The sequence below is a fragment of the Stenotrophomonas sp. 01N47 genome (assembly GCF_056399165.1).
In genome coordinates, this window is sequence record NZ_JBFTQU010000002.1 from 268,750 (window position 1) to 290,604 (window position 21,855).

Below are 21,855 nucleotides of genomic sequence, written 5' to 3' on the forward strand. Positions count from 1 at the left end.
ACGGAAAAGGGCTCTGACCCGAACAACGCTGAATACGGGACACAGTGCCCCTCTCCTGCTGCTATCGCCAATTCACCTTGACCTGTTAACGTGCAGTAATGACCTGTGGCATTCTCCTCGTAACACATCCTGGGGTCGGGATCGCCCTGCTCGACGTGGCGACCCGGCTTCTGCGGCAGTTGCCGCTGAAGACCGAAGCTTTCGAAGTACCGTTCGACGCAGACCTGGATGCTCTGCTCCCGCTCGCCTCGGCCGCTCTGCGGCGGGTCGATGGGGGTGAGGGCGTGCTGATCCTGACCGACCTGTACGGTGCCAGCCCCGCCAACCTTGCCGGGCAGCTGGCCCGGTTGGGGACCCCGGTTCGCCGGGTGTCGGCGCTGAGTCTGCCGATGTTGCTGCGGGTGATGAATTATCCGGAACAGGGACTGGATCAACTGCCTGCCACTGCGGCGGCGGGCACCCGTAATGGAGCGATAGTCGACGATGCTTGAACGAGAACTCATTGTGAGCAACCGCCTGGGCCTGCATGCCCGGGCCACCGCCAAGCTGGTGCAGACCCTGGCGCCGTTCCGCTGCAACGTGACCATGGCCGCCAAGGGCCGTGAAATCAACGCCAAGAGCATCATGGGCGTGATGCTGCTGGCGGCCGGGCAAGGCACGCCGGTCACCATCCGCATCAACGGCGAAGACGAAGTCGCCGCGATGGACGCGGTGGTTGAGCTGTTCGAGCGTCGCTTCGACGAGGACAACTGAGCGTGCCGCGCGCGCGCGCCGGCCAAGCCCCCACCGGCCAACGGCCGGTACAGCTGCTGGCCGGACACGGCGCCGCCCGAGGTACTGCGATGGGCCGCGCCCGCGTGCGCCTGCCGCATGCACTGGAAGTAGCCGAACAGCGCGTCGCCCCCTCCCAGGTTGAATCCGAGCTGGCACGCCTGCATCGCGCCGTGGACGCGGCGCGCACGGAGATGCACGAACTGCGCCAGCGCCTGCATGGCGCGCTGAACCAGGAAGTGGGCGAGTTCCTCGACCTGCATGCACTGCTGCTGGACGATCCCGAACTGCTGTTCGGCCTGGACGAACTGATCCGCAGTGGTCCCTACAGTGCCGGCTACGCGCTGCGCCTGCAGCGCGACCGCTTGGCCAAAGTCTTCGACGGCATGGACGATGCCTACCTGAAGAGCCGCATGGACGATCTCGACCATGTGATCGGGCGCATCCACGCGTTCCTGCAGCCGGAACGGCCCGCAGCGGTGAAGGGCCTGGCCGGCGAAATCCTGGTCTGCGACAACATCGCCCCTTCCGAGCTGGCCCAACTGCAATCGCACGGTGTGGTCGGCATCGTCACCAGCGCTGGCAGCGCGCTTTCGCACAGTGCGATCCTCGCCCGCAGCCTGCACCTGCCGTTGATCGTCAGCGTGCCGCAGCTGCTGAGCAAGGTGATCGACGGCGACGTGCTGATCATCGATGGCGCCGACGGCAGCATCACCGTCAACCCGCAGGCCGACAACCTGCGTGATTACCGGGCGCGCCTGAAGGAGCACGCACGCGAGCAGCGCGAGCTCGGCCGCCTGCGCAGCAAGCCCAGCCGCACCCGCGACCAGGTCGACATCGCACTGCTGGCCAACGCCGAATCGCTGGAAGATGTGACCCAGGCGCATGCGCTGGGCGCCCACGGCCTGGGCCTGTACCGCACCGAATTCCTGTTCCTGCAGCGCAACGAGCTGCCGGACGAAGAAGAACAGTTCCAGACCTACCGCGATGCGGCGCTGGGCATGAGTGGCCGGCCGGTGACCATCCGCACCCTCGACCTGGGTGCAGACAAGGCCGACCGCACCGGCCTGACCCTGAGCAACGAGGAAAACCCGGCGCTGGGCCTGCGCGGCGTGCGCCTGTCGCTGGCGCGGCCCAAGGTGGCCGACACCCAGATGCGCGCGATCCTGCGTGCCTCGGCCTACGGCAAGCTGCGCGTGCTGGTGCCCATGGTCAGCACCCGCGACGAACTGCTGGCGGTGCGCCGGCGCATGCTGAAACTGGGCGAGCAACTGCGCGCCGAGGGCCACATGGTGGCCGAGCACGTGCCACTGGGCGCGATGATCGAAGTACCCGCCGCCGCGCTGGCGCTGGAGAGCTTCATCGATCTGGTCGACTTCCTGTCGATCGGCACCAACGATCTGGTTCAGTACCTGCTGGCCGCCGACCGCAACAACGAAGCACTGGGCGAACTGTATTCGCCGCTGCATCCGGCCGTGCTGCGCCTGTTGCAGATGGTGATCGAGACCGGCGCACGCCATCGCATTCCGGTGGCGGTATGCGGCGAAATCGCGGGCGACGCACGGATGACCCCGCTGCTGCTGGCACTGGGCCTGACCGAGTTCAGCCTGCACCCGGGCACCCTGCTGGAAGTACGCCGTGCTGTCCGTGATGCCGATCTGGGGGCCCTGCGTGCCCGCGCACCGAAGCTGCTGGGCATGCGCGACCGCCGCGGCATCGAGCGCTGGCTGGCGCTTGTGGCGGACGCGTCCTGATTCCCGACGGTAGTGCCGGCCGCTGGCAGGCAACCTCATGGGCCTTCGGTAGGCATGTTGCAGTTGCCGGCCAGCGGCCGGCACTACCAACGCCCGGCATAGCCGCCATGCCCGGCGGCTATGCGCTGAAACATCCCCTTGCGATAATGACGCGCTGAACACCCCTGTTGCCGCATCCTTGCCAGGATCGCGGCTTTTCTTATCCCCGCGGGAGCTGCGATGGCTGAGGCTGTACGCCACGACAAGACTGCGCGCCAGTTGCGGATGCTGTCCGATGCACTGGACAGCGGTCGGCTGGGCCCGGTACGCCGTCTGGTCAATACTCTGGCGCCGGCCGAGATCGGCAACCTGCTCGAATCGCTGCCGCCGGGCAAGCGCGAGATCGTCTGGGGCCTGGTCGATCCGGAAGATGACGGAGAGGTACTGGTCCACGTCGGCGACGACGTGCGCGAAAGCCTGCTCGCGGACATGGACCCGGACGAGATCATCGCCGCGGTCGAAGACCTCGACATCGACGATCTGGCCGACCTGGTCGAAGACCTGCCGGACACGGTCATCGACGAAGTCCTCAAGTCGATGGACCGCGAGAACCGCGAGCGCCTGGAGCAGGTGCTGTCCTACCCCGAGGACAGCGCTGGCCGCTTGATGAACCCGGACGTGGTGACGGTGCGCGCCGACGTCAACGTCGATGTGGTGCTGCGCTACCTGCGGCTGCGCGGCGAACTGCCCGACCACACCGATCACCTGTTCGTAGTCAGCCGCCGTCACCAGTACCTGGGCCGCGTGTCGCTGGCCTCGCTGGTGACCCACGAAGACACCACCCCGATCAACCGCCTGATCGACGATGAGCAGCCTGCCATCGATGTCGGCGAGAGCGACCAGGAAGTGGCGCGGCAGTTCTCCGACCATGACTGGATCTCCGCGCCGGTGGTGGATGACAACAACATCCTGATCGGCCGCATCACCATCGATGACGTGGTCGACATCATCCGTGGCCAGGCCGAGCACCAGGCGCTGGGCGCCGCCGGCCTGGACGAGGACGAGGACCTGTTCAGCCCGGTCTGGCGCGCGATGCGCCGCCGCTTGATGTGGCTGTCGGTGAATCTGTGCACAGCCTTCCTGGCCTCCAGCGTGGTCGGCCACTTCGAGGGCACCATCGACAAGCTGGTCGCACTGGCAGTGTTGATGCCGATCGTCGCCGGACTCGGCGGCAACGCCGGCACCCAGGTGCTGGCGCTGATGGTGCGCGGCCTGGCGCTGGGCCAGGTCGGCAGTTCCAACGCACGCACGCTGCTGTGGAAGGAAGTGCGGGTGGCCCTGCTCAATGGCGTGGTACTCGGCTCGGTGCTGGGCCTGATCGTGCTCGCCTGGTTCCACTCGCCCGGGCTCTCGGCCGTGATCGCCATCGCGCTGACCTGCAACCTGTTGTTCGCGGCGCTTGCCGGCGTGCTGGTGCCCCTGGGCCTGAAGCGCTTCGGCTTTGATCCGGCGCTGGCCAGCGGCATCTTCCTGACAGCGGTGACCGACTCGATGGGCTTCTTTACTTTCCTCGGCCTGGCCACCATGGTCCTGCTGCACTGACTGGAACTGCCATGGCAACGACGATCGAAAACTACTTTACACCGGGTTGGCGCGACCAGCTTCACACCTGTGCCGCCTGCGAGTGGAAGGGCAGTTCGCGGGCAATGGTGATGGAACTGGACGAGGACGCCACCGAGTATGTGTGCCCGGTGTGCGAGAACCCGTTGCTGGTGGTGCTGCACCCGGACATGGCGCAGGTGCAGGCCGCGGCCGCAGGCGGCAATGCCGAAGCACAGGAGCAGCTGGAGATCATCGCCAGCTTCCCGCGCCCGCAGTGATGCGGCGCACGATGCCGGGCCGGTCGCGGCGCACTACCATCGAGGCGACATCGCCCTCATGGGAACCGCCATGCTTCGATCGCTTCTGCGCTGGCTGCCGCTGCTGGCCCTGCTGATGTTGACCGGGTGTGCCAGTACGCCGCCCGGTGCCCGCGGCCACTTCGAGGCACGTGCGGTGAAGGTGGACGGCGACACCGCCTACTACCAGGTGTTCATACCGGCCGCCGCCGCGCGCGCGGCTGGTCCGCTGCCGGTGGTGCTGTTCCTGCACGGCTCCGGCGAGCGCGGCGGCGATGGCGTGAAGCAGACCCACGCAGGCCTGGGCCCGTACCTGCGTCGGCACGCGGCCGACTTCCCCGCGCTGGCGGTGTTTCCGCAGGTTCCCGGCGACGAGGAATGGAGCGGCCGCAACAACCGTGTGGCGATCGCGGCACTGGACGCCACGATCGCCGAATTCGGCGCTGACCCGGCAAGGCAGTACCTGACCGGAATGTCGATGGGCGGCTATGGCAGCTGGAACATCGCGCTGGACGATCCGAAGCGCTTTGCCGCGATCGTGCCGGTGTGCGGTGCGGTGCTGGCACCACGTGCGGTACGCCCTACCCTGTTCGTCGAGCAGGTGGCGAACGAAGCGGATCCCTATGCGGTGATCGCGCAACGGTTGCAGCGCACCCCGATCTGGATCTTCCACGGCGCGCTGGATGATGTGGTGCCACCGGATGATGATCGCCGGCTGCATGCCGCGTTCCAGACCGCCGGCGCGCGCGACGTGCGCTATACCGAGTACGCGGAGGGCAACCACAATGCCTGGGATGCCACCTACGCCGACGCGGCGATGTGGGCGTGGCTGTTCGCCCAGAAGCGCTGAGTCACGGTCCCTGCTGGAAAACGCGTGTGTCGGTGGGTGCCGACCGTTGGTCGGCACTATCTCTCCAATCCAATGTGTTCAATTGCCTGGAACCTCCCTTCGATCTCCCATCGACACCACGCATAGGGATATTCACCAAGCTGTGCGGTCAGCCCTGCCCTGATCGGATTCCCCAACACGTACATCGCATGCCGGTACAGTGATTCATCGGAGCGGATCGCGTGATCGTGATAGCTCGATTGCCAGAAGCGCCCTGATCGGCCGAACATGCGGTTGATCCGCAATGCACTGCTCGGTTTGAAGCGTTGCATGATGTAATCCAGCGAGAACGCGCGGAGCTCCACAAGCCAATGGATGTGTTCCGGCATGACCGCATAGGCAAGTGAGTGTGTCAGGCCTTCAGCATCAATGCGGCGGACCACGTCCATCACCACCTGCGCCGCAGTGGCATCGTCGAAGTGGCGTCGATGCCCCTGAGTGACGGTGGTCAGGATGTAGGATTGCCCGATCCGGGAATGGCGGCCAAGGCATAGACGTGCACGGTTCATGGGCACAAGCGTGTGCCTACCGGCAGTGCCCTTCTATCGGGCAACTACTCCGATGCAGGTAGGCCTGTAGCCAATCAATGGTTGCGCCCAGCGCTTCACGGGACTGATTGCTCTGTGCCGACCGACGGTCGGCACCCACCAAGGCAGTTCAAGGTGATCCCCCTATGTGCCGACCAACGGTCGGCACCCACCAAGGCAGTTCAAGGTGATTCCCCTATGTGCCGACCAACGGTCGGCACCCACCAAGGTAGTTCAAGGTGAATTCCCACCCAACCGGGACGCGGGGTATCAACCCAGCAGGGTTTCCAGCACGGCCATGCGCACGGCAACGCCGTTGGCGACCTGGCGCAGCACCCACGACTGCGGGCCGTCGGCCACTTCGTCGGTCACTTCCACGCCGCGGTTGATCGGCCCCGGGTGCAGCACGGCGGCATCCTTGCCGGCGCGGGCCAGGCGTGCGGCGTTCAGGCCGTACTGAGCGTGGTACTGCTCCAGCGACGGCACCAGGCCTTCTTCCATGCGCTCGCGCTGCAGGCGCAACATCATCAGCGCGTCGACGCCTTCCAGCATCGCGTCGAAATCATCACCGACCACGCAGCCCTTGAGGGTGTCGTCGTCGGGCAGCAGCGACTGCGGGCCGCATACGCGGATCTCGCCCACGCCCAGCGTGCGCAGGGCATGCAGGTCAGTGCGGGCAACGCGCGAGTGCTTGACGTCACCGACAATCACCACCTTCATCTTCGAGAAGTCCGGGCCCTTGGCCTGGCGCAGGGTCAGCATGTCCAGCAGGCCCTGGGTCGGGTGCGAGCTGCGGCCGTCGCCGGCATTGACCAGCGCGGTGCCCTCGCCCGCCACGGCAGCCAGCGCCGCCACGGCGCCGTCATCGGGGTGGCGCACCACGAAACCGCGCACGCCCATCGCTTCCAGGTTCTTCAGCGTATCGCAGGCGGTTTCGCCCTTGCGCGTGGACGAGGTGGAGGCGTCGAAGTTCAGCACGTCCGCACCCAGCCGCTGCGCCGCCAGATGGAACGAGCTGCGGGTACGGGTGGAAGGTTCGAAGAACAACGTGCACACCGCCGATCCGCCCAGCACGTGGCGCTTGTTGCCGACACGGCCGACCGCGGCATCGCGGATCTGGCCAGCGCGGTCGAGCAGTTGCACCAGGGTGTCGCGGGGAAGACCTTCAAGCGTCAACAGGTGGCGCAGGCGGCCGGAGTCATCGAGTTGCTGGGCGGTCATGGCGGGGTTCGTATCGTCAGGGAATGGGAATGGCGTCGTCCGGCGACGACAACCAGCGGTCGATGATCACCGCCGCGGCCACGGCATCGAGCGCAGCCGCGTCGCGGCGACGCTTGCGCCCTTCGGCGCGCTCGACGGCGAAACGACGGGCGGCCTCGACCGAGCTGGAACGTTCGTCGATCATCACCACCGGCAGCTTGAAACGTTCCCGCAGCTGGCGGGCAAAGCCCTGCGCGCGCTTGCGGTTGGGCTGGTCCTGGCCGTCCAGGGTCAGCGGATCGCCGACCACCAGGCCATCGGGCTTCCATTCCTTGAGCAGGCGTTCGATCGCCGCCCAGTCGGGGCCATTGCCGTGCACATCGACCACGGCCACCGCGCGTGCATGCGCGGCGAAGGCACTGCCGATCGCCACGCCGATCCGGCGCGAGCCGACATCGAAACCGAGTACGGTGCCATCGCGACGGATGAGGGCCGGCTCAGACATGGCCGCTGTAATCGGTCAGCCGGAACAGATCGACGCCAATGCGCGACGCGGCGCCCTGCCAGCGCTGTTCCAGCGGCAGCTGGAACACCAGTTCGGCATCGGCCGGCACGGTCAGCCAGCTGTTTTCGGACAGTTCGCTTTCCAGCTGGCCGGCACTCCAGCCCGCGCAGCCCAGGGTGACCACGGCATTGGCGGGGCCTTCGCCACGCGCCATCGCCTCGAGGATGTCACGCGAGGTGGTCAGGTACAGGCCCTCACCGACGACGAGGCTGGAATCCCACGCGCGCGCGTCGTCATGGATGACGAAGCCACGCTCGGGATGCACCGGTCCGCCATTGAGCACCGGACGCGCCTGCAGGACGCCATCGCCGGTAGCGATCTCCATCTGCGCAAGCACTTCGCCCAGGGTGTACTCGGACGGCTGGTTGACCAGCACCCCCATTGCCCCGTTCTCGTCGTGCTGGCAGATCAGCGCGACGGTGCGGGCGAAGGTGGCGTCGATCAGCGACGGCAGCGCCACGAGCAGGTGATTGGCGAGGGAAGTCGGCGTTACTGGCATGGGCGCCATTCTAACCGCTGCGACCGGATGCGGGCGCGAAGGGATGGGCTAGGATGGCCCTCTTGCAAGCAGGACGACCCGATGCAGCAGGATGCAACGCTGTCATGGCCCACCCGCAGCATGATCGTGTTGATCGCACTGCTCCAGGGGCTGATGCTTTTCGCGGCCCAGGAACTGGCGGATCAATGGCCGTTCCGGGACATCGGCTGGCGCTACTGCTGGTATGCCTGGGTATTGACCGTGCCCACCGCAGTGGCCTTGACGCTGGTCGATCTGAAGGCCTGGCGCCTGTGGCTGCACGCCGGGTTGGCCTCGTTGCTGGTCCTCGCGCTGGCCGCCTGGACCGCCTGGAACCTGAGCGGAGAAACCGCGCTGTACGCGGCCGTGCTGCAGGTTCCGCTCTCGATCTGCCTGGCCGTTGCCACGTTCATTGCCCTGCCGTGGTGGCAGTTCCGCCTGCATGCCGGACATTGGCGGGCCGACTATGGCGCGTTGTTCGAACGCGCCTGGCAGAACGGGCTGACCCTGGTGCTGGCGGCGGTGTTCACCGGCTTGACCTGGCTGCTGCTGTGGCTGTGGGCGGCGCTGTTCCGGATGGTCAAGGTCGACTTTTTCCACGTCCTGTTCGGTAGCGATGCCTTCATCGCCTTGGCCACCGGCATGCTGGCAGGCTTCGGCGTGCTGATCGGGCGCACCCAGCATCGCGCGATGCAGATCACCCGCCAGGTGCTCTTCGCGATCTGCCGCGGCCTGCTGCCATTGCTGTCGTTCATCGCGGTGCTGTTCGTGCTGTCGCTGCCGTTCACCGGGCTGGCGCCGCTGTGGGCCACGCGTTCGGCCGCCAGCCTGCTGCTGGTGCTGGCGGTGCTGCTGATCAGCCTGGCCAACGCGGTCTACCAGCACGACGACGGCACCCCGCCCTACCCGGCATGGCTGCGCCGGCTGGTCGAGGCCAGCCTGCTGGCACTGCCGATCTACGCCGGCCTGGCGCTGTATGCGATGTCCCTGCGGGTCAGCCAGTACGGCTGGACCCTCTCGCGCTTCTGGGGCGCGGCGGTCGCGGTGCTGATTGCCGGCTATGCCATCGGCTACGCCTTCGCCGCACTGCGCCGGCACGGGCGTTGGCTGCATCGGCTTGAGCCGGTCAACCGCTGGATGTGCTGGGCCGTGCTGGCAACCGCACTGCTGGCCATCTCGCCGGTGATCGACCCGGTGCGCATCACCCTGGCCAGCCAGATGAAGCGCCTGCGCGCCGATCCGGCGTTGATGACCGCGGACGCCGCAAATCAGCTGCGTTTCGAGCTGGGCCGTCGAGGTGTGCAGGCGCTGCGCACGCTGCAGAAAGCACCGTCATTGGCGGCCGACACGCGCGCCTCCAGCATCATCGTGCAGGCCCTGGCCCGGCAGAAGCGCGAGTCACGCTGGGATAACGACATCGACGATGGCGTGCGCGACCTCGCCAGCCTGAAGTCACGGATCGTGCAGGCCAAGGGCACCGCCTCGCCAGCCGATGACTGGTGGCAGGCGATACTGGACCGTCGCTTGCACGCGGGCGATTGCCTGGACGACGACAAGACCGGCGACAACCGCTGCGTCACCCTGCGCCGTGACCTGGACGGCGATGGAGAAGACGACGTGCTGCTGTGCATGACCAGTCTGTACAGCGGTCCGCGCTGCCAGCTGCACGTGCGCGAACCGGCTGGCTGGAGAAAGGAGGGTGATGTTTCCTTCCAGGACGTTGACCAGCGCACCTCGGACGGGGCCCCACAGGCCCTGCGCGACGGCCGCCTGACCATGCAGCCGCCGCGCTGGCCGACGCTGCTGCTTGACGGCGCGGCGGGCCAGCTGGAGATTGATCGCAGCAACGACCGCGCGGAGGCGGCCACACCATGAGCGGATACTGCCGCATCGCCCCGGGCCATCCGGTGCACGAGTACTACCACGCCAATGAATATGGTTTCCCGCAGCGCGATGAGCGTGAACTGTTCGAGCGCCTGCTGCTGGAGATCAACCAGGCTGGTCTGAGCTGGGAGACCATCCTGAAGAAGCGCGAGGGATTCCGCGCGGCCTATGACGCGTTCGACGTTGATCGCGTGGCGGCCTACGCCGAGCAGGACATCGAGCGCCTGCTGTCGGACCCGGGCATCATCCGCAACCGCTTGAAGGTGCTGGCGGCGATCCACAACGCGCAGGTGATCCAGCAGCTGCGCCAGAGCCACGGCAGCTTCGCCGCCTGGCTGGACGCACACCATCCGCGCAGCAAGGCCGACTGGGTGAAGCTGTTCAAGAAGACGTTCCGCTTCACCGGCGGCGAGATCACCGGCGAGTTCCTGATGAGCCTGGGCTACCTGCCGGGCGCGCATGCCGAGGACTGCCCGGTGCATGCAACGCTGCTGAAGCTGGCACCGCCGTGGGTACAGGCAGCGCGCGGCTGATGCGCATCCGCCGGCCATGGCCCGGCGCTGCCGGGGCGGGTGGCGCCTGGGCGGGTGGCGCCTGGGCGGGCGATCCGCCGAATGCGGAATCAGACGCCCATGTAGCGGCCCGGGCGGTGGTTGAACATCAGCACCAGGCTGAGCACCACCGCACCGATGGCCGAGTACATCACTTTCGACGGCGACAGCACGAAGAACGCGGCCACCATCAGGCACGCATCGAAGGACATCTGCACTTTGCCGGCGCTCCAGCCGCGGGTGCGCTGCAGGTACACCGCCAGGATGCCGATGCCGCCGAGGCTGGCGCGGTGGCGGATGAAGAACAGGATGCCCAGGCCGGACAGCGCGCCCCCGACCAGCGCCGAGTACAGCGGCGCGATATGCGAAAAGTCCGCCCAGCGCGGCAGGATGTCGGTGAGCAGGCCGCAGGCAGTGACCGCTGCGAACGTCTTCAGGGTGAATTCCCAGCCCATGCGGCGCACGGCCACCCAGTAGAACGGCAGGTTGACCAGCACGAACACCAGACCGAAGTTCCAGCCCATCGAATAGTGCAGCAGGAAGGCCATGCCGGCCATGCCGCCGATCATCAGCCCGCCCTTGGCGAAGATCGCCAGGCCCAGTGAGGCCACGAGCATGGCCAGCACCATGCCCTGCACGTCCTCGGCGACCGAGTGGCGCAGCGCCTTCTCATCGGCGGGGGTGCCGGCAACATCGGGCGGCGGGGTCAGCGGGCCAGCGGTGACCAGGTGGCCGTCAGCGTCGTCGCACGGCGCCGGGCCATGGGATTGGAGGGACATACAGGTGGGGGCACTACGGGTGGGGAGCGGTATTAGACACGATCTGCATGACAGTTGCAGATGAAATCGTTCAGTTGGGAGTTGCGGCGAACGGCGCAGCCCCTCGCGGCTGGGCGGCGTAATGCCTCCGAATCTGGCAGTGGGCCGGGCGGGTGGGCTGTGCAGGGGGCGCTGCAAGTACGTCCATGTAAGCTCGGTCGCCGCATCCATGCGGCTCACGCCCCTGCACAGCCCACCCGCCCGGCCTTGGACAATTTCCGTGCGCGTCCAGCCACGTAAAGAGAAAAGAAGAGCAGAAGCGGGTCGCTGCGCTCGATGGAGCGGTGGGTTCAGCGCTGGGTGGCCAGGTGATGGGCGACCAGGGCGTTTGCGTGGCCATGGCCCAGCCCGTGCTCGGATTTCAGGAAGCTGACCAGCTCCATATGCTTCAAGCCCGGCCGTTTGGCCAGCAGCCCCAGCCAATGCGTCACCGGCTGCCCGTAGGTCTTTTCGATGGAAGGGAAATAGGACGCCGGGCCCTTGGGTTTGCTGTCGCTGCTCATGTGCTGCTCCCTGTTGTTTGGAAAGTACCCATTCGACGAACCACGGAACCACAAATCGACATCGGCATTTACCGACCAGCGCCGGTACCACCGGGTACGCATCCACGCATGGCGGGGATCTACGTGTCGACCAAGGTCGACACCTACCAACAGCATCTACCAACAGCACCGGGAAACTGTCGAAGGCGGGGTGGGTCCGGTTGCAGGGGCGTGAGCGCCATGGATGGCGCGACCGAGCTTACAGGGACGTACTTGCAGCGTCCCCTGCAACCGGACCCACCCCGCCATCCCACAGGAACCCAGCTTTTGCTCTTGCTTCGGCTGTTGCTGTTGAGGTTGCCGGCCAGCGGCCGGCACTACCTCGGGCGCCGGGCGCAGCCCGGCCGTATCATCCCCTCATGCCGCGTGAAAACCTCAACGACCTGCAAGCCTTCGTCCACGTTGCCCGCGAAGGCAGCTTCACCAAGGCCGCTGCCCAGCTTGGCGTCTCCCAGTCCGCCCTCAGTCACGCCATGCGCGGGCTGGAAGAACGACTGGGCGTGCGCCTGCTGACCCGCACCACCCGCAGCGTCGCCACCACCGAGGCCGGTGCCCGCCTGCTGGAAACCCTGGCCCCGCGCCTGGCCGAGATCGAAGACGAACTGGCCGCGCTGGCCGAGTACCGCGAGCGGCCCGCAGGCACCATCCGCATCAATGCCACCGGCCACGCCGCCGAGTACCTGGCGTGGCCAAGGCTGGCACCGCTGCTGCAGCAGTACCCGGACCTGAAGGTTGAACTGACCACCGATTACGGCTTGGCCGACATCGTCGCCGAACGCTACGACATCGGCATCCGTCTCGGTGAGCGCCTGGCACGCGACATGGTGGCGCTGCCGATCAGTCCGCCGCTGCGCATGCGCGTGGTGGGTGCACCGTCGTACTTCCGCCAGCACGTGGCGCCGGTGCATCCGCACGATCTGGCCGCGCACAACTGCATCACCCTGCGCCTGCCCACCCATGGCGGCCTGATGCCGTGGGATTTCGGCCAGGATGGCAACGAGCTGAGCATCCGCGTCTCTGGCCAGTGGACCTTCAACACCATGGGCATGACGCGGGCTGCGGCGCTGGCCGGCAGCGGACTGGCCTGGCTGCCCGAAGACCAGGTGCAGGCGGCCCTGCTGGAAGGCCGCCTGCAATCAACACTGGATGACTGGTGCCCGCATTTCGATGGCTACTACGCGTATTACCCGTCACGCCGGCACGTCACCGTGGCGATGCGTACCGTGCTTGATGCGCTGCGCGGGCCGATGGTGGGGTGAGGCGTGCGGACCAACGGTCCGCACCCACCACAGGACGAGAGTCCGCGCCCACCACAGACCGAAAGACCGCACCCAGCACAGGACGAAAGTCCGCACCCACTGCGATCAGCCCTTGGCCTGCGCTGCGCGCTGCGCGTTGTAGCGCTCGCCGACGATGGCGATCTCCTGCAGCGTCTGCGCGATGCGTTCCAGTTCGGCGGGCGACAGCTGCAGGTCGGCGGCAGCCAGGTTCTCTTCCAGGCGATGGATCTTGGTCGTACCCGGAATCGGCACGATCCACGGTGCCTGCGCCAGCAGCCAGGCCAGCGCGACCTGTGCCGGGGTGGCGCCCCGCGCCGCCGCGATCGTGGTGATGCGGTCAACCAGCGCTTGATTGGCGCGACGCGCTTCCACTTCGAAGCGTGGCACGGTGTTGCGGAAATCGTTGTCGGCGAAGGTTGTGTCGGCGTTGATCGCGCCAGTCAGGAAGCCGCGACCGAGCGGGCTGAACGGCACGAAGCCGATGCCGAGTTCCTGCAGCGCCGGCAGCAGTTCGCGTTCCGGTTCGCGCCACCACAGCGAGTACTCGCTCTGCACTGCGGCCACCGGTTGCACGGCATGCGCGCGACGCACCGTGGCGGCACTGGCTTCGGACAAGCCGAAGTGGCGCACCTTGCCCTCGGCGATCAGGTCACGCACGGTGCCGGCCACATCCTCGATCGGCACGTTCGGATCCACGCGGTGCTGGTAGAATAGGTCGATGTAGTCGGTGCGCAGGCGCTTGAGGCTGGCTTCGGCCACCGCACGGATGTTCTGCGGACGACTGTCCAGGCCGGTGTCGACCTGTGCGTCCTTGAAGCCGAACTTGGTGGCGATCACCAGTTGGTCGCGGTGCGGTGCCAGCGCCCTGCCGAGCAGGTCTTCGTTGGTATACGGTCCGTAGACTTCGGCGGTGTCGAAGAAGGTCACGCCGCGTTCGACCGCGGCGTGCAGCAGGGCGATGCCCTGGCTCTGCTCGACGGCGGGACCGTAGCCGTGGCTCAGGCCCATGCAGCCCAGGCCCAGGGCGGAGACTTTCAGGCCGCTGCGGCCGAGTTCACGTGTCTGCATCGTCGTGCTCCAGTAGGGGAGCGATGACGATACGCCTGCAGGGGCAGCGGATTGAACGACCTGGATGGCAGTCGGTCATGACTGGATTTCATGAATGCCCTCCTGCCATCCATCGCACTGCCGCCGGCAGCGGCACCTTCGTTACCGTACCTCTGAAATCTCCACGCCATCCAGCCCCTGCGACAGGGTGCGGGCATCGCCGCCCTGGCTGAGCTTGATGCGCAGGCGCACTTCGTTCTGCGAATCGGCGTAGCGCAGTGCGTCCTCGTAGCTGATCTCACCGGCCTGGTACAGCTCGAACAGGCTCTGGTCGAAGGTCTTCATGCCCAGCTGGACCGATTCCTTCATCAGCTCCTTCAGCTTGTGGATCTCACCGTCGCGGATGTAGTCCTGCACCAGCGGCGTGCCCAGCAGGATCTCCATCGCCACCTTGCGCGAGCGGCCATCCGGCGAAGGAATCAACTGCTGCGCGACCACGCCCTTGAGGTTCAGCGACAGATCCATCAACAGCTGGTTGCGGCGATCTTCCGGGAAGAAGTTGACGATGCGGTCCATCGCCTGGTTGGCGTTGTTGGCGTGCAGCGTGCACAGCACCAGGTGACCGGTTTCAGCGAAGGCGATGGCGTGGTCCATGCCCTCGCGGGTACGCACCTCGCCGATCATGATCACATCCGGCGCCTGGCGCAGGGTGTTCTTCAGCGCGGCTTCCCAGCTGTCGGTATCGATGCCGACTTCGCGCTGGGTGATGATGCAGCCCTCGTGCTTGTGCACGAATTCGATCGGATCTTCGATGGTGATGATGTGCCCGGTCGAATTCTGGTTGCGGTAACCGATCATCGCTGCCAGCGAGGTTGATTTACCGGTACCGGTCGCGCCGACGAACAGGATGATGCCGCGCTTGGTCATCGCCAGCGTCTTGATGATCGGCGGCAGGCTCAGCTCTTCCACGGTCGGGATGCGCGTCTCGATGCGACGCAGCACCATACCGACCTGGTTGCGCTGGTAGAAGCAGCTCACGCGGAAGCGGCCGACGCCGGACAGGCCGATGGCGAAGTTGCATTCGTGGGTCTTCTCGAATTCCTCGCGCTGCGCCGGCGTCATCACGTTCAGCACCAGGTCGCGGCTCTGCTGCGGCGTCAGTGGCGTCTGGGTGATCGGCGAGATCTTGCCGTTGACCTTGATCGCCGGCGGCATGCCGGCGGTGATGAACAGGTCCGAGGCGCGCTGGTGCGCCATCAGCTTGAGGAACGAGGTGAAATCGATGGTGGTCGCGGTGGTGTTCACGGCGGGCTCCCAATGGGGCATGTACCAGGAATCGGTCGGTGGAGGAAACAGCACGGGGCCGGCGACGTATTCGCGCGCCCTGCCCCGCCATTGCCTCGCCTTACTCGAACAGACGCTTGTCCTTGGCGTATTCGCGGGCCTGGTTGCGGGTGATCAGGCTGCGCTTGACCAGGTCCTGCAGGTGCTGGTCCAGGGTCATCATGCCGTACTGCTGGCCGGTCTGGATGGCCGAATACATCTGCGCCACCTTGTCCTCGCGGATCAGGTTGCGGATGGCCGGGGTGCCCACCATGATTTCCCACGCAGCGGTACGACCGCCACCGACCTTCTTCAGCAGCGCCTGCGAAATGACCGCGCGCAGTGATTCGGACAGCATCGAGCGCACCATCGGCTTTTCGCCGGCCGGGAACACGTCGATGATGCGGTCGATGGTCTTGGCCGCCGAACTGGTGTGCAGGGTGCCGAACACCAGGTGGCCGGTTTCCGCGGCGGTCAGCGCCAGGCGGATGGTTTCCAGGTCACGCAGCTCGCCGACCAGGATGATGTCCGGGTCCTCACGCAGTGCCGAACGCAGCGCTTCATTGAAGCCATGCGTATCGCGGTGCACTTCGCGCTGGTTGATCAGGCACTTCTGCGAGGTGTGCACGAATTCGATCGGATCCTCGACGGTGAGGATGTGGCCGTACTCGTTCTTGTTGATGTAGTCGATCATCGCCGCCAGCGTGGTCGACTTGCCCGAACCGGTCGGGCCGGTCACCAGGATCAGGCCCTGCGGTTGCTGGATCACCTCGCGGAACAGCGGCGGGCAGGCCAGGTCTTCCAGGGTCAGCACTTCGGACGGAATGGTACGGAACACCGCACCGGCGCCACGGTTCTGGTTGAACGCATTGACACGGAAGCGCGCCAGCGACGGGATCTCGAAGGAGAAATCGACTTCGAGGAATTCCTCGTAATCGCGGCGCTGCTTGTCGGACATGATGTCGTACACCAGCGCGTGGACCTGCTTGTGGTCCAGGGCTGGAATGTTGATCCGGCGAACATCACCGTCCACGCGGATCATCGGCGGCAGGCCTGCGGACAGATGCAGGTCGGACGCTTTGTTCTTTACGGAAAACGCCAACAGCTCGGCGATATCCATGAGCGGCTACTCCCCAATAACGGCTTCGACTGGAAGGATCTTTCCCCGGGCGGCAGTATAGCCTCCTGATTGAACGGAACGCGTTACGTGGCCACTCCCCTGCCCCAGATCCTGAGCAACCTGCACAACGCCGCCGCTGCCGCCGGGCGGCCACCGCCGCGCCTGCTGGCGGTGTCCAAGACCCAGCCGGCCGAGGCCGTGGCTGCGCTTGCCGCGCAGGGCCAGACCGCGTTCGGCGAAAACTACGTGCAGGAAGCGCTGGCCAAGATGCAGGAACTGCAGCCGCTGGGCCTGGAATGGCACCTGATCGGCCACCTGCAGTCGAACAAGGCCGAACCGGTGGCCACGCACTTCGACTGGGTGCAGAGCATGGACCGGCCCAAGCTGGTCGCCGCGCTGGCCCGCTACCGCCCCGCTGAACGCGGCCCGCTGAACGTACTCATCCAGGTCAACATCGATGACGAGTCGAGCAAGCACGGCTGCGCGCCGGACGACGTGGACGCGCTGGCGGCAACCATCGCCGCCGAGCCGAACCTGCGCCTGCGCGGCCTGATGGCGATTCCTGCGCCGTGGCCCGACGCCGAGCGCCGGCGCGACGCGTTCGGGCGCATGCGCACACTTTTCGAGGCGCTGGCTGCCGCTCATGCCCAGGTGGACACCCTGTCGATGGGCATGAGCAGCGACTACGCTGAAGCGATCGCCGAAGGTGCCACCCTGGTGCGCATCGGTACCGCCCTGTTCGGCGCGCGTCCGCGCCCGGCCTGATTCCAAGGAGATTCCCATGGCAGCTGATTCCATCACCTTCATCGGCGGCGGCAACATGGCCCGCAGCCTGATTGCCGGCCTGATCCGGCAGGGCGTGCCGGCCGCGCACATCCACGTGGCCGAACCGGTGGCCGAACTGCGCGAAAAGCTGGCTGCCGATTTTGGCGTGCAGACCCACGACAACGCGGCCGCTGCGGCGGCGCAGGGCAACACGTGGCTGCTGGCGGTGAAACCGCAGGTGCTGCGCGAGGTCTGCCAGTCACTGCAGGTGTTGGCGCAGGCACAGGAGCCGTTGGTGATCTCGATCGCCGCCGGCATCACCAGCCCGCAGCTGCAGCGCTGGTTGGGTGGCACGCTGCCGGTGGTGCGCGCGATGCCCAACACCCCGGCCCTGCTCGGCGCCGGGGTCACCGGCCTGTATGCCACGCCAGCGGTGGATGCGCAGCAGCATGCGCAGGCCGAACGCGTGCTGGCCAGCGCGGGACGCACGGTGTGGATCGACGACGAAGCGCAGATGGATTCGGTCACCGCCGTATCCGGCAGTGGCCCGGCCTATGTGTTCCTGCTGGCCGAAGCAATGGAAGCGGCCGGCATCGCACAAGGCCTGCCTGCAGAAGCGGCGCGCACGCTGGTGGTGCAGACACTGCTGGGCGCCTCGCGCATGCTGGACGAAGCCGGTGAAAGCCCAGCCGAACTGCGGCGCCGGGTGACCTCCCCCAACGGCACCACGCAGGCGGCGATCGAGAACTTCCAGGCCGGCGGGTTTGAAGCGTTGGTGGAAAAGGCACTGCGTGCGGCGCAGGTGCGCGGGCAGGAATTGTCAGCGGCCAATGATTGAAACAGGTGTGCCGACCAACGGTCGGCACCCACCGTCATCCACGCGCGGCGTGGACCTACGTTCCCAGCTTCGCCATGACGAAATCGACGAAACACTGCAGCCGCGGTCGAGGGCGACGGTCGGGCAGATAGATCAGGTGCATCGGCCTTGGCTCGGGCAGAGAGTCGCGCAGCAGTGGCTTCAATCGTCCTGCCGCGATTTCACCGGCAAGCAGTGCAGTCGGCTGCAGCACCAGACCCGCACCCGCCACGGCCGCTTCGCGCAGCGCGTAACCGTCATTGCTGGTCAGCCGCGCTTCCCAGTCCACCTGTTCGCCGTTGGCCAACTGCCAACCGTGACCACCGCGCCAGGCCAGGTGGCTCAGGCAATCATGTCCTTCAAGATCGGCAGGCGTGCGCGGCGTACCGCGGCGGCGCAGGTACGACGGTGATGCGCACAGGCTCATCGCATACGGCGGCAGCGGCCGCGCCACCAGTTCCTGCGACGGCAGCGGACCAACGCGGATCGCTGCATCAAAGCCATCCTCGATCAGATCGATGCGGCGATTGCTCAGGTCCAGTTCGATGTTCAACAGCGGCTGTGCCCGCAGCAATTCGGCCAGCAATGGCGCCAGGACACAGCTGCCCCAGGTGGTCGGCGCACTGACCCGCAACAGTCCGCGTGGCTGCACCTGCAGCCCGGCCACGTCCGCCTCGGCCTGCTGCACCTGTTCCAGCACCTGCCGGCAACCGGCCAGATAGGCATTGCCGGCTTCGGTCAGGCGTTGGCGCCGGGTGTTCCGCTGCAGCAGCGCGGTGCCCAGATGCGCTTCCAGCTGCTGGATGTACTTGCCTACCATCACCGCCGACACCTGCAGGTGGCTGGCGACAGCGGAAAAACTACCGTGCTCGGCCACGGCGACGAAGGCCTGCATGCAGCGCAAGGTATCCATTGCAAATCCATGGTTAGGAATATGCGAATCATAAGCCACTTACCAAACCAACCGGTGACAGCGCAGACTGCATCCATCCCCTCTCGCAAGGAGCTGTCATGAAGATTCTTCTCGTCGGTGCCAGCGGCACCCTCGGCCAGGCGGTCGCCCGCCACCTGGGCCAGCAGCACGACATCCTCGCTGCCGGCCGCCACAGCGGCAGCCTGCGCGTGGACCTCACCGACGACGCAAGCGTGCGCGAACTGTTCGCGCAGACCGGCCCGGTCGATGCGGTGATATCCACCACCGGCAAGCTGCATTTCGGCCCGTTGCAGCAGATGACACCCGAACAGTTCAACGTCGGCCTGCAGGACAAGCTGCTCGGCCAGGTACGCCTTGCACTGGCCGCGCAGCACCATCTCAACGCTGGCGGCTCGATCACCCTGACCAGCGGCATCGTCAGCGCGCAGCCGATCCGCGATGGCGCCAATGCCACCGCCGTCAACCATGCACTGGAAGGTTTCGTGCGGGCGGCGGCGCTGGAACTGCTGCCGCGCGGGCTGCGCATCAACGTGGTCAGCCCGAACGTGCTGGTGGAATCGATGGAAGCCTACGGCCCCTACTTCCCCGGCTTTGAAGCGGTAACCGCACAACGCGCGGCGCTGGCCTTCCAGCGCGCGGTGGAAGGCATCCAGAGCGGCGAAACCATCACCGTCTGGTAACGAGCGTGCCGACCAGGGTCGGCACCCACCAGCACGGTCAGCCCCAGCGCATCGGGCCGTCGCCGCGCTCGCCGAGCACGTCATCCGGGTTGGCCAGGCGGCAGCGCTTCAGTGACAGGCAACCGCAGCCGATGCAGCCGGTCAGCTCGTCGCGCAGCAGTTGCAGCATGTGGATGCGTTCCTCCAGCTCCACCTGCCAGCGTGCCGACAGCTTGGCCCAGTCGGCCTTGGTCGGCGCCCTCCCCTGCGGCAGGCTCTCGAACGCACGTGCCACCGCTTCCAGCGGCATGCCCACGCGTTGCGCCACGCGGATCACCGCCAACCGCCGCAGCACGTCGCGGGCGTAGCGGCGCTGGTTGCCCGACGTGCGCAGGCTGCTGATCAGCCCCTTGCGCTCGTAGAAATGCAGCGCAGAGACCGCCACGCCACTGCGGCGGGCGACATCGCCGACGCTCATGTCCTGTGCCAGCATCGATTGACCTCAACTTTGGTTGAGGTGGCATGCTGCTACCATCGCCGCCAGATGACAAGCGCGGCCCGTCCGCCCCCGCAGGAGCCCGATGCCCTCCCCCGCTGCCACGGCCGATCCGGTCGATTCCTCCATCCTGTCCGCGCGCTACCGCGCCACCACCGTGGGCATGGTCGCCCTGGTCTCCCTGCATGCCTTCGAGGCGCTGGCGGTGGCCGCAGCAATGCCGACCGTGGCCGAGGCCCTGGATGGCCTGCGCCTGTATGCCCTGGCCTTCGGTGGCACGTTGGCCACCAGCGTGATCGGCATGACCCTGGCCGGCCGCTGGGCTGACCGCCACGGACCGGCACGCCCGCTGTGGTGGGGCCTGGCCTGCTTCGTGCTGGGCCTGCTGCTGGCGGGCTTCGCCCTGCGCATGGGCATGCTGGTGGCCGGCCGTCTGCTGCAGGGCCTGGGCGCTGGCGCGATCTCGGTCTCGCTGTACGTGATGGTCGGCCGTACCTATCCCGAGCATCTGCGGCCGAAGGTATTTGCCGCGTTCTCTGCCGGTTGGGTGGTGCCCTCGATGATCGGCCCGGCACTGAGCGGGGTGATCGTGCAGCATCTGGGCTGGCGCTGGGTGTTCCTGGCGGTGCCGCTGCTGGCGATACCGGCCGGCCTGCTGCTGCGGCCGGCGCTGGAACGCATGCAGGTTCCAGCGACCAGTGTTGCCGATCATGGACGCGGCAGCATCGTGCGCTGGGCCACCGGCGCATCCCTGGCTGCCCTGCTGCTGTATCTGGGTGGTCAGCAACAGGGCGTGCCGGCGCTGCTGTGCATCGGCGTGGCGATGGTGGCGCTGCTGTTCTGCGTGCATCGCCTGTTGCCCGCCGGCACCCTGCGCCTGCGCCGCGGCCTGCCCAGCGTGATCGCATTGCGTGGCGTGGCCGCTGGCGCGTTCTTCGCCTGCGAGGCCTACCTGCCCCTGCTGCTGCAGCGCGAGCGTGGGCTGTCACCCAGTTGGGCCGGTGCAGTGCTGAGCCTGGGTGCACTGGGCTGGTTCACCGGCTCGTGGTTGCAGGGTCACCAGCAGCGTGGCTGGTCGCGGCAGCAGCTGCTGCGCGTGGGCACGCCGCTGATGACCGTGGGCATCGCCGCGACGCTGGCGGTGCTGTTCACTGCGGTGCCACTGCCGGTCGCACTGGTCGGCTGGACGCTGACCGGCTTCGGCATGGGCATGATCTACGCCAGCCTGTCGGTGCTGACGTTGTCACTGTCACCACCGCACGAGCAAGGCGCGAACACCTCGGCCCTGCAGTTGAGCGAAGCACTGTCGGTGACCACCGCACTGGCGGTATCCGGCGCGCTGTTCGCACTGTTCGTGGAAAGCGCCCCGCATACCGGTTACATCCTGTGTTTGGCCATCACCCTGGGCCTGGCCGCGTTCGCCACCGTGATTGCACGTCGCGTGTAGACGGAGGCGCAGGTTCCGCCGGGGCGCGCCCGG

At 66.8% G+C, this 21,855-nt stretch carries 24 protein-coding genes; 13 read left to right on the plus strand and 11 right to left on the minus strand.

The features are described from left to right. Positions 1 to 98: 98 nt before the first annotated feature. From AC1DKR_RS05130 to AC1DKR_RS05155, 6 genes are all read left to right on the plus strand, one after another. A complete protein-coding gene (locus AC1DKR_RS05130) occupies positions 99 to 491 on the plus strand; it encodes a PTS sugar transporter subunit IIA (protein ID WP_089239297.1) in 393 nt (130 codons plus the stop codon). After that, positions 484 to 753 (plus strand): HPr family phosphocarrier protein, encoded by a 270-nt coding sequence (locus AC1DKR_RS05135; RefSeq protein WP_230113211.1) that lies wholly within the window; start codon positions 484 to 486, stop codon positions 751 to 753. The genes AC1DKR_RS05130 and AC1DKR_RS05135 overlap by 8 nt, the downstream gene beginning before the upstream one ends. Positions 754 to 755: 2 nt before the next feature. Next, positions 756 to 2,525: a phosphoenolpyruvate--protein phosphotransferase gene (gene ptsP, locus AC1DKR_RS05140; RefSeq protein WP_394196273.1), complete on the plus strand. Its 1,770-nt coding sequence runs from the start codon at positions 756 to 758 to the stop codon at positions 2,523 to 2,525. 219 nt (positions 2,526 to 2,744) lie between these two features. Continuing rightward, positions 2,745 to 4,106, plus strand: a complete 1,362-nt coding sequence (gene mgtE, locus AC1DKR_RS05145) for a magnesium transporter (protein WP_025874026.1) — start codon at positions 2,745 to 2,747, stop codon at positions 4,104 to 4,106. Positions 4,107 to 4,117: 11 nt separating this feature from the next. Next, positions 4,118 to 4,384, plus strand: coding sequence for a hypothetical protein (locus tag AC1DKR_RS05150; RefSeq protein WP_478031535.1), 267 nt, complete (start codon positions 4,118 to 4,120; stop codon positions 4,382 to 4,384). A gap of 70 nt (positions 4,385 to 4,454) precedes the next feature. Continuing rightward, positions 4,455 to 5,252 carry a carboxylesterase family protein gene (locus AC1DKR_RS05155; RefSeq protein WP_025874028.1) on the plus strand — a complete coding sequence of 266 codons (798 nt, stop codon included), beginning with the start codon at positions 4,455 to 4,457 and terminating at the stop codon, positions 5,250 to 5,252. Between the two features lie 56 nt (positions 5,253 to 5,308). On the opposite strand, the gene AC1DKR_RS05160 is transcribed toward AC1DKR_RS05155, so the two are convergent. The 4 genes from AC1DKR_RS05160 to AC1DKR_RS05175 all read right to left on the minus strand — a co-directional run bounded on the left by AC1DKR_RS05160 (position 5,309) and on the right by AC1DKR_RS05175 (position 8,082). Beyond that, complete coding sequence (locus AC1DKR_RS05160; protein WP_478031537.1) at positions 5,309 to 5,800, minus strand: REP-associated tyrosine transposase; 492 nt, start codon at positions 5,798 to 5,800, stop codon at positions 5,309 to 5,311. Positions 5,801 to 6,088: 288 nt separating this feature from the next. Next, positions 6,089 to 7,039 carry an aspartate carbamoyltransferase catalytic subunit gene (locus tag AC1DKR_RS05165; RefSeq protein WP_088099851.1) on the minus strand — a complete coding sequence of 317 codons (951 nt, stop codon included), beginning with the start codon at positions 7,037 to 7,039 and terminating at the stop codon, positions 6,089 to 6,091. A 16-nt stretch (positions 7,040 to 7,055) separates the two neighbouring features. Beyond that, a complete protein-coding gene (gene ruvX, locus AC1DKR_RS05170) occupies positions 7,056 to 7,523 on the minus strand; it encodes a Holliday junction resolvase RuvX (protein ID WP_025874031.1) in 468 nt (155 codons plus the stop codon). Then, positions 7,516 to 8,082 carry a YqgE/AlgH family protein gene (locus tag AC1DKR_RS05175; RefSeq protein ID WP_088099852.1) on the minus strand — a complete coding sequence of 189 codons (567 nt, stop codon included), beginning with the start codon at positions 8,080 to 8,082 and terminating at the stop codon, positions 7,516 to 7,518. Before AC1DKR_RS05175 ends, ruvX begins: the two co-directional genes overlap by 8 nt. A gap of 81 nt (positions 8,083 to 8,163) precedes the next feature. Between AC1DKR_RS05175 and AC1DKR_RS05180 the strand changes: the two genes are divergently transcribed. After that, positions 8,164 to 9,975: a DUF4153 domain-containing protein gene (locus tag AC1DKR_RS05180; RefSeq protein ID WP_478031540.1), complete on the plus strand. Its 1,812-nt coding sequence runs from the start codon at positions 8,164 to 8,166 to the stop codon at positions 9,973 to 9,975. Continuing rightward, positions 9,972 to 10,517, plus strand: a complete 546-nt coding sequence (locus tag AC1DKR_RS05185) for a DNA-3-methyladenine glycosylase I (protein ID WP_025874034.1) — start codon at positions 9,972 to 9,974, stop codon at positions 10,515 to 10,517. Before AC1DKR_RS05180 ends, AC1DKR_RS05185 begins: the two co-directional genes overlap by 4 nt. A gap of 89 nt (positions 10,518 to 10,606) precedes the next feature. Here the strand turns inward: AC1DKR_RS05185 and AC1DKR_RS05190 are convergent, their stop codons facing one another. Next, entirely contained in the window at positions 10,607 to 11,314 is a 708-nt protein-coding gene (locus tag AC1DKR_RS05190) for a YitT family protein (RefSeq protein ID WP_025874035.1), read from the minus strand. Between the two features lie 329 nt (positions 11,315 to 11,643). Further along, a complete protein-coding gene (locus tag AC1DKR_RS05195) occupies positions 11,644 to 11,856 on the minus strand; it encodes a DUF4287 domain-containing protein (protein WP_315829639.1) in 213 nt (70 codons plus the stop codon). A 398-nt stretch (positions 11,857 to 12,254) separates the two neighbouring features. Here AC1DKR_RS05195 and AC1DKR_RS05200 point away from each other — a divergent pair, with 398 nt between their 5' ends. Beyond that, positions 12,255 to 13,154, plus strand: coding sequence for a LysR family transcriptional regulator (locus tag AC1DKR_RS05200; RefSeq protein ID WP_033830519.1), 900 nt, complete (start codon positions 12,255 to 12,257; stop codon positions 13,152 to 13,154). Positions 13,155 to 13,259: 105 nt separating this feature from the next. Here AC1DKR_RS05200 and AC1DKR_RS05205 read toward each other — a convergent pair whose 3' ends face one another. From AC1DKR_RS05205 to AC1DKR_RS05215, 3 genes are all read right to left on the minus strand, one after another. Continuing rightward, positions 13,260 to 14,243 carry an aldo/keto reductase gene (locus AC1DKR_RS05205; protein ID WP_478031543.1) on the minus strand — a complete coding sequence of 328 codons (984 nt, stop codon included), beginning with the start codon at positions 14,241 to 14,243 and terminating at the stop codon, positions 13,260 to 13,262. 141 nt (positions 14,244 to 14,384) lie between these two features. Continuing rightward, a complete protein-coding gene (locus AC1DKR_RS05210) occupies positions 14,385 to 15,527 on the minus strand; it encodes a PilT/PilU family type 4a pilus ATPase (protein WP_025874039.1) in 1,143 nt (380 codons plus the stop codon). A 100-nt stretch (positions 15,528 to 15,627) separates the two neighbouring features. Further along, on the minus strand, positions 15,628 to 16,665 hold the full coding sequence (locus AC1DKR_RS05215) for a type IV pilus twitching motility protein PilT (protein ID WP_004147099.1): 1,038 nt from the start codon (positions 16,663 to 16,665) through the stop codon (positions 15,628 to 15,630). Positions 16,666 to 16,752: 87 nt separating this feature from the next. Here AC1DKR_RS05215 and AC1DKR_RS05220 point away from each other — a divergent pair, with 87 nt between their 5' ends. Together AC1DKR_RS05220 and proC are read left to right on the plus strand one after the other, a co-directional pair. Next, on the plus strand, positions 16,753 to 17,430 hold the full coding sequence (locus AC1DKR_RS05220) for a YggS family pyridoxal phosphate-dependent enzyme (protein ID WP_478031546.1): 678 nt from the start codon (positions 16,753 to 16,755) through the stop codon (positions 17,428 to 17,430). A 16-nt stretch (positions 17,431 to 17,446) separates the two neighbouring features. Continuing rightward, positions 17,447 to 18,268 (plus strand): pyrroline-5-carboxylate reductase, encoded by an 822-nt coding sequence (proC, locus tag AC1DKR_RS05225; RefSeq protein ID WP_478031550.1) that lies wholly within the window; start codon positions 17,447 to 17,449, stop codon positions 18,266 to 18,268. Between the two features lie 55 nt (positions 18,269 to 18,323). Here the strand turns inward: proC and AC1DKR_RS05230 are convergent, their stop codons facing one another. After that, positions 18,324 to 19,199, minus strand: a complete 876-nt coding sequence (locus tag AC1DKR_RS05230; RefSeq protein WP_478031552.1) for a LysR family transcriptional regulator — start codon at positions 19,197 to 19,199, stop codon at positions 18,324 to 18,326. Between the two features lie 98 nt (positions 19,200 to 19,297). Between AC1DKR_RS05230 and AC1DKR_RS05235 the strand changes: the two genes are divergently transcribed. Next, entirely contained in the window at positions 19,298 to 19,900 is a 603-nt protein-coding gene (locus AC1DKR_RS05235) for a short chain dehydrogenase (protein ID WP_025874043.1), read from the plus strand. Between the two features lie 37 nt (positions 19,901 to 19,937). Here AC1DKR_RS05235 and soxR read toward each other — a convergent pair whose 3' ends face one another. Then, positions 19,938 to 20,372: a redox-sensitive transcriptional activator SoxR gene (gene soxR, locus AC1DKR_RS05240; RefSeq protein WP_032951587.1), complete on the minus strand. Its 435-nt coding sequence runs from the start codon at positions 20,370 to 20,372 to the stop codon at positions 19,938 to 19,940. Positions 20,373 to 20,460: 88 nt separating this feature from the next. Between soxR and AC1DKR_RS05245 the strand changes: the two genes are divergently transcribed. After that, positions 20,461 to 21,822, plus strand: a complete 1,362-nt coding sequence (locus tag AC1DKR_RS05245) for an MFS transporter (RefSeq protein ID WP_478031554.1) — start codon at positions 20,461 to 20,463, stop codon at positions 21,820 to 21,822. The last annotated feature ends 33 nt before the right edge of the window (positions 21,823 to 21,855 follow it).

Bases quoted from the DNA above. Each gene is read 5' to 3' on its own strand.
- mgtE (WP_025874026.1), top strand. From the start codon at position 2,745: ATGGCTGAGGCTGTACGCCACGACAAGACTGCGCGCCAGTTGCGGATG.
- AC1DKR_RS05185 (WP_025874034.1), top strand. From the start codon at position 9,972: ATGAGCGGATACTGCCGCATCGCCCCGGGCCATCCGGTGCACGAGTAC.
- AC1DKR_RS05165 (WP_088099851.1), bottom strand. From the start codon at position 7,039: ATGACCGCCCAGCAACTCGATGACTCCGGCCGCCTGCGCCACCTGTTG.
- AC1DKR_RS05205 (WP_478031543.1), bottom strand. From the start codon at position 14,243: ATGCAGACACGTGAACTCGGCCGCAGCGGCCTGAAAGTCTCCGCCCTG.
- AC1DKR_RS05150 (WP_478031535.1), top strand. From the start codon at position 4,118: ATGGCAACGACGATCGAAAACTACTTTACACCGGGTTGGCGCGACCAG.
- soxR (WP_032951587.1), bottom strand. From the start codon at position 20,372: ATGCTGGCACAGGACATGAGCGTCGGCGATGTCGCCCGCCGCAGTGGC.
- AC1DKR_RS05235 (WP_025874043.1), top strand. From the start codon at position 19,298: ATGAAGATTCTTCTCGTCGGTGCCAGCGGCACCCTCGGCCAGGCGGTC.
- ruvX (WP_025874031.1), bottom strand. From the start codon at position 7,523: ATGTCTGAGCCGGCCCTCATCCGTCGCGATGGCACCGTACTCGGTTTC.
- AC1DKR_RS05230 (WP_478031552.1), bottom strand. From the start codon at position 19,199: ATGGATACCTTGCGCTGCATGCAGGCCTTCGTCGCCGTGGCCGAGCAC.
- AC1DKR_RS05130 (WP_089239297.1), top strand. From the start codon at position 99: ATGACCTGTGGCATTCTCCTCGTAACACATCCTGGGGTCGGGATCGCC.
- proC (WP_478031550.1), top strand. From the start codon at position 17,447: ATGGCAGCTGATTCCATCACCTTCATCGGCGGCGGCAACATGGCCCGC.
- AC1DKR_RS05190 (WP_025874035.1), bottom strand. From the start codon at position 11,314: ATGTCCCTCCAATCCCATGGCCCGGCGCCGTGCGACGACGCTGACGGC.
- AC1DKR_RS05200 (WP_033830519.1), top strand. From the start codon at position 12,255: ATGCCGCGTGAAAACCTCAACGACCTGCAAGCCTTCGTCCACGTTGCC.
- AC1DKR_RS05160 (WP_478031537.1), bottom strand. From the start codon at position 5,800: ATGAACCGTGCACGTCTATGCCTTGGCCGCCATTCCCGGATCGGGCAA.
- AC1DKR_RS05135 (WP_230113211.1), top strand. From the start codon at position 484: ATGCTTGAACGAGAACTCATTGTGAGCAACCGCCTGGGCCTGCATGCC.
- AC1DKR_RS05215 (WP_004147099.1), bottom strand. From the start codon at position 16,665: ATGGATATCGCCGAGCTGTTGGCGTTTTCCGTAAAGAACAAAGCGTCC.
- AC1DKR_RS05155 (WP_025874028.1), top strand. From the start codon at position 4,455: ATGCTTCGATCGCTTCTGCGCTGGCTGCCGCTGCTGGCCCTGCTGATG.
- AC1DKR_RS05180 (WP_478031540.1), top strand. From the start codon at position 8,164: ATGCAGCAGGATGCAACGCTGTCATGGCCCACCCGCAGCATGATCGTG.
- AC1DKR_RS05195 (WP_315829639.1), bottom strand. From the start codon at position 11,856: ATGAGCAGCGACAGCAAACCCAAGGGCCCGGCGTCCTATTTCCCTTCC.
- AC1DKR_RS05245 (WP_478031554.1), top strand. From the start codon at position 20,461: ATGCCCTCCCCCGCTGCCACGGCCGATCCGGTCGATTCCTCCATCCTG.
- AC1DKR_RS05175 (WP_088099852.1), bottom strand. From the start codon at position 8,082: ATGCCAGTAACGCCGACTTCCCTCGCCAATCACCTGCTCGTGGCGCTG.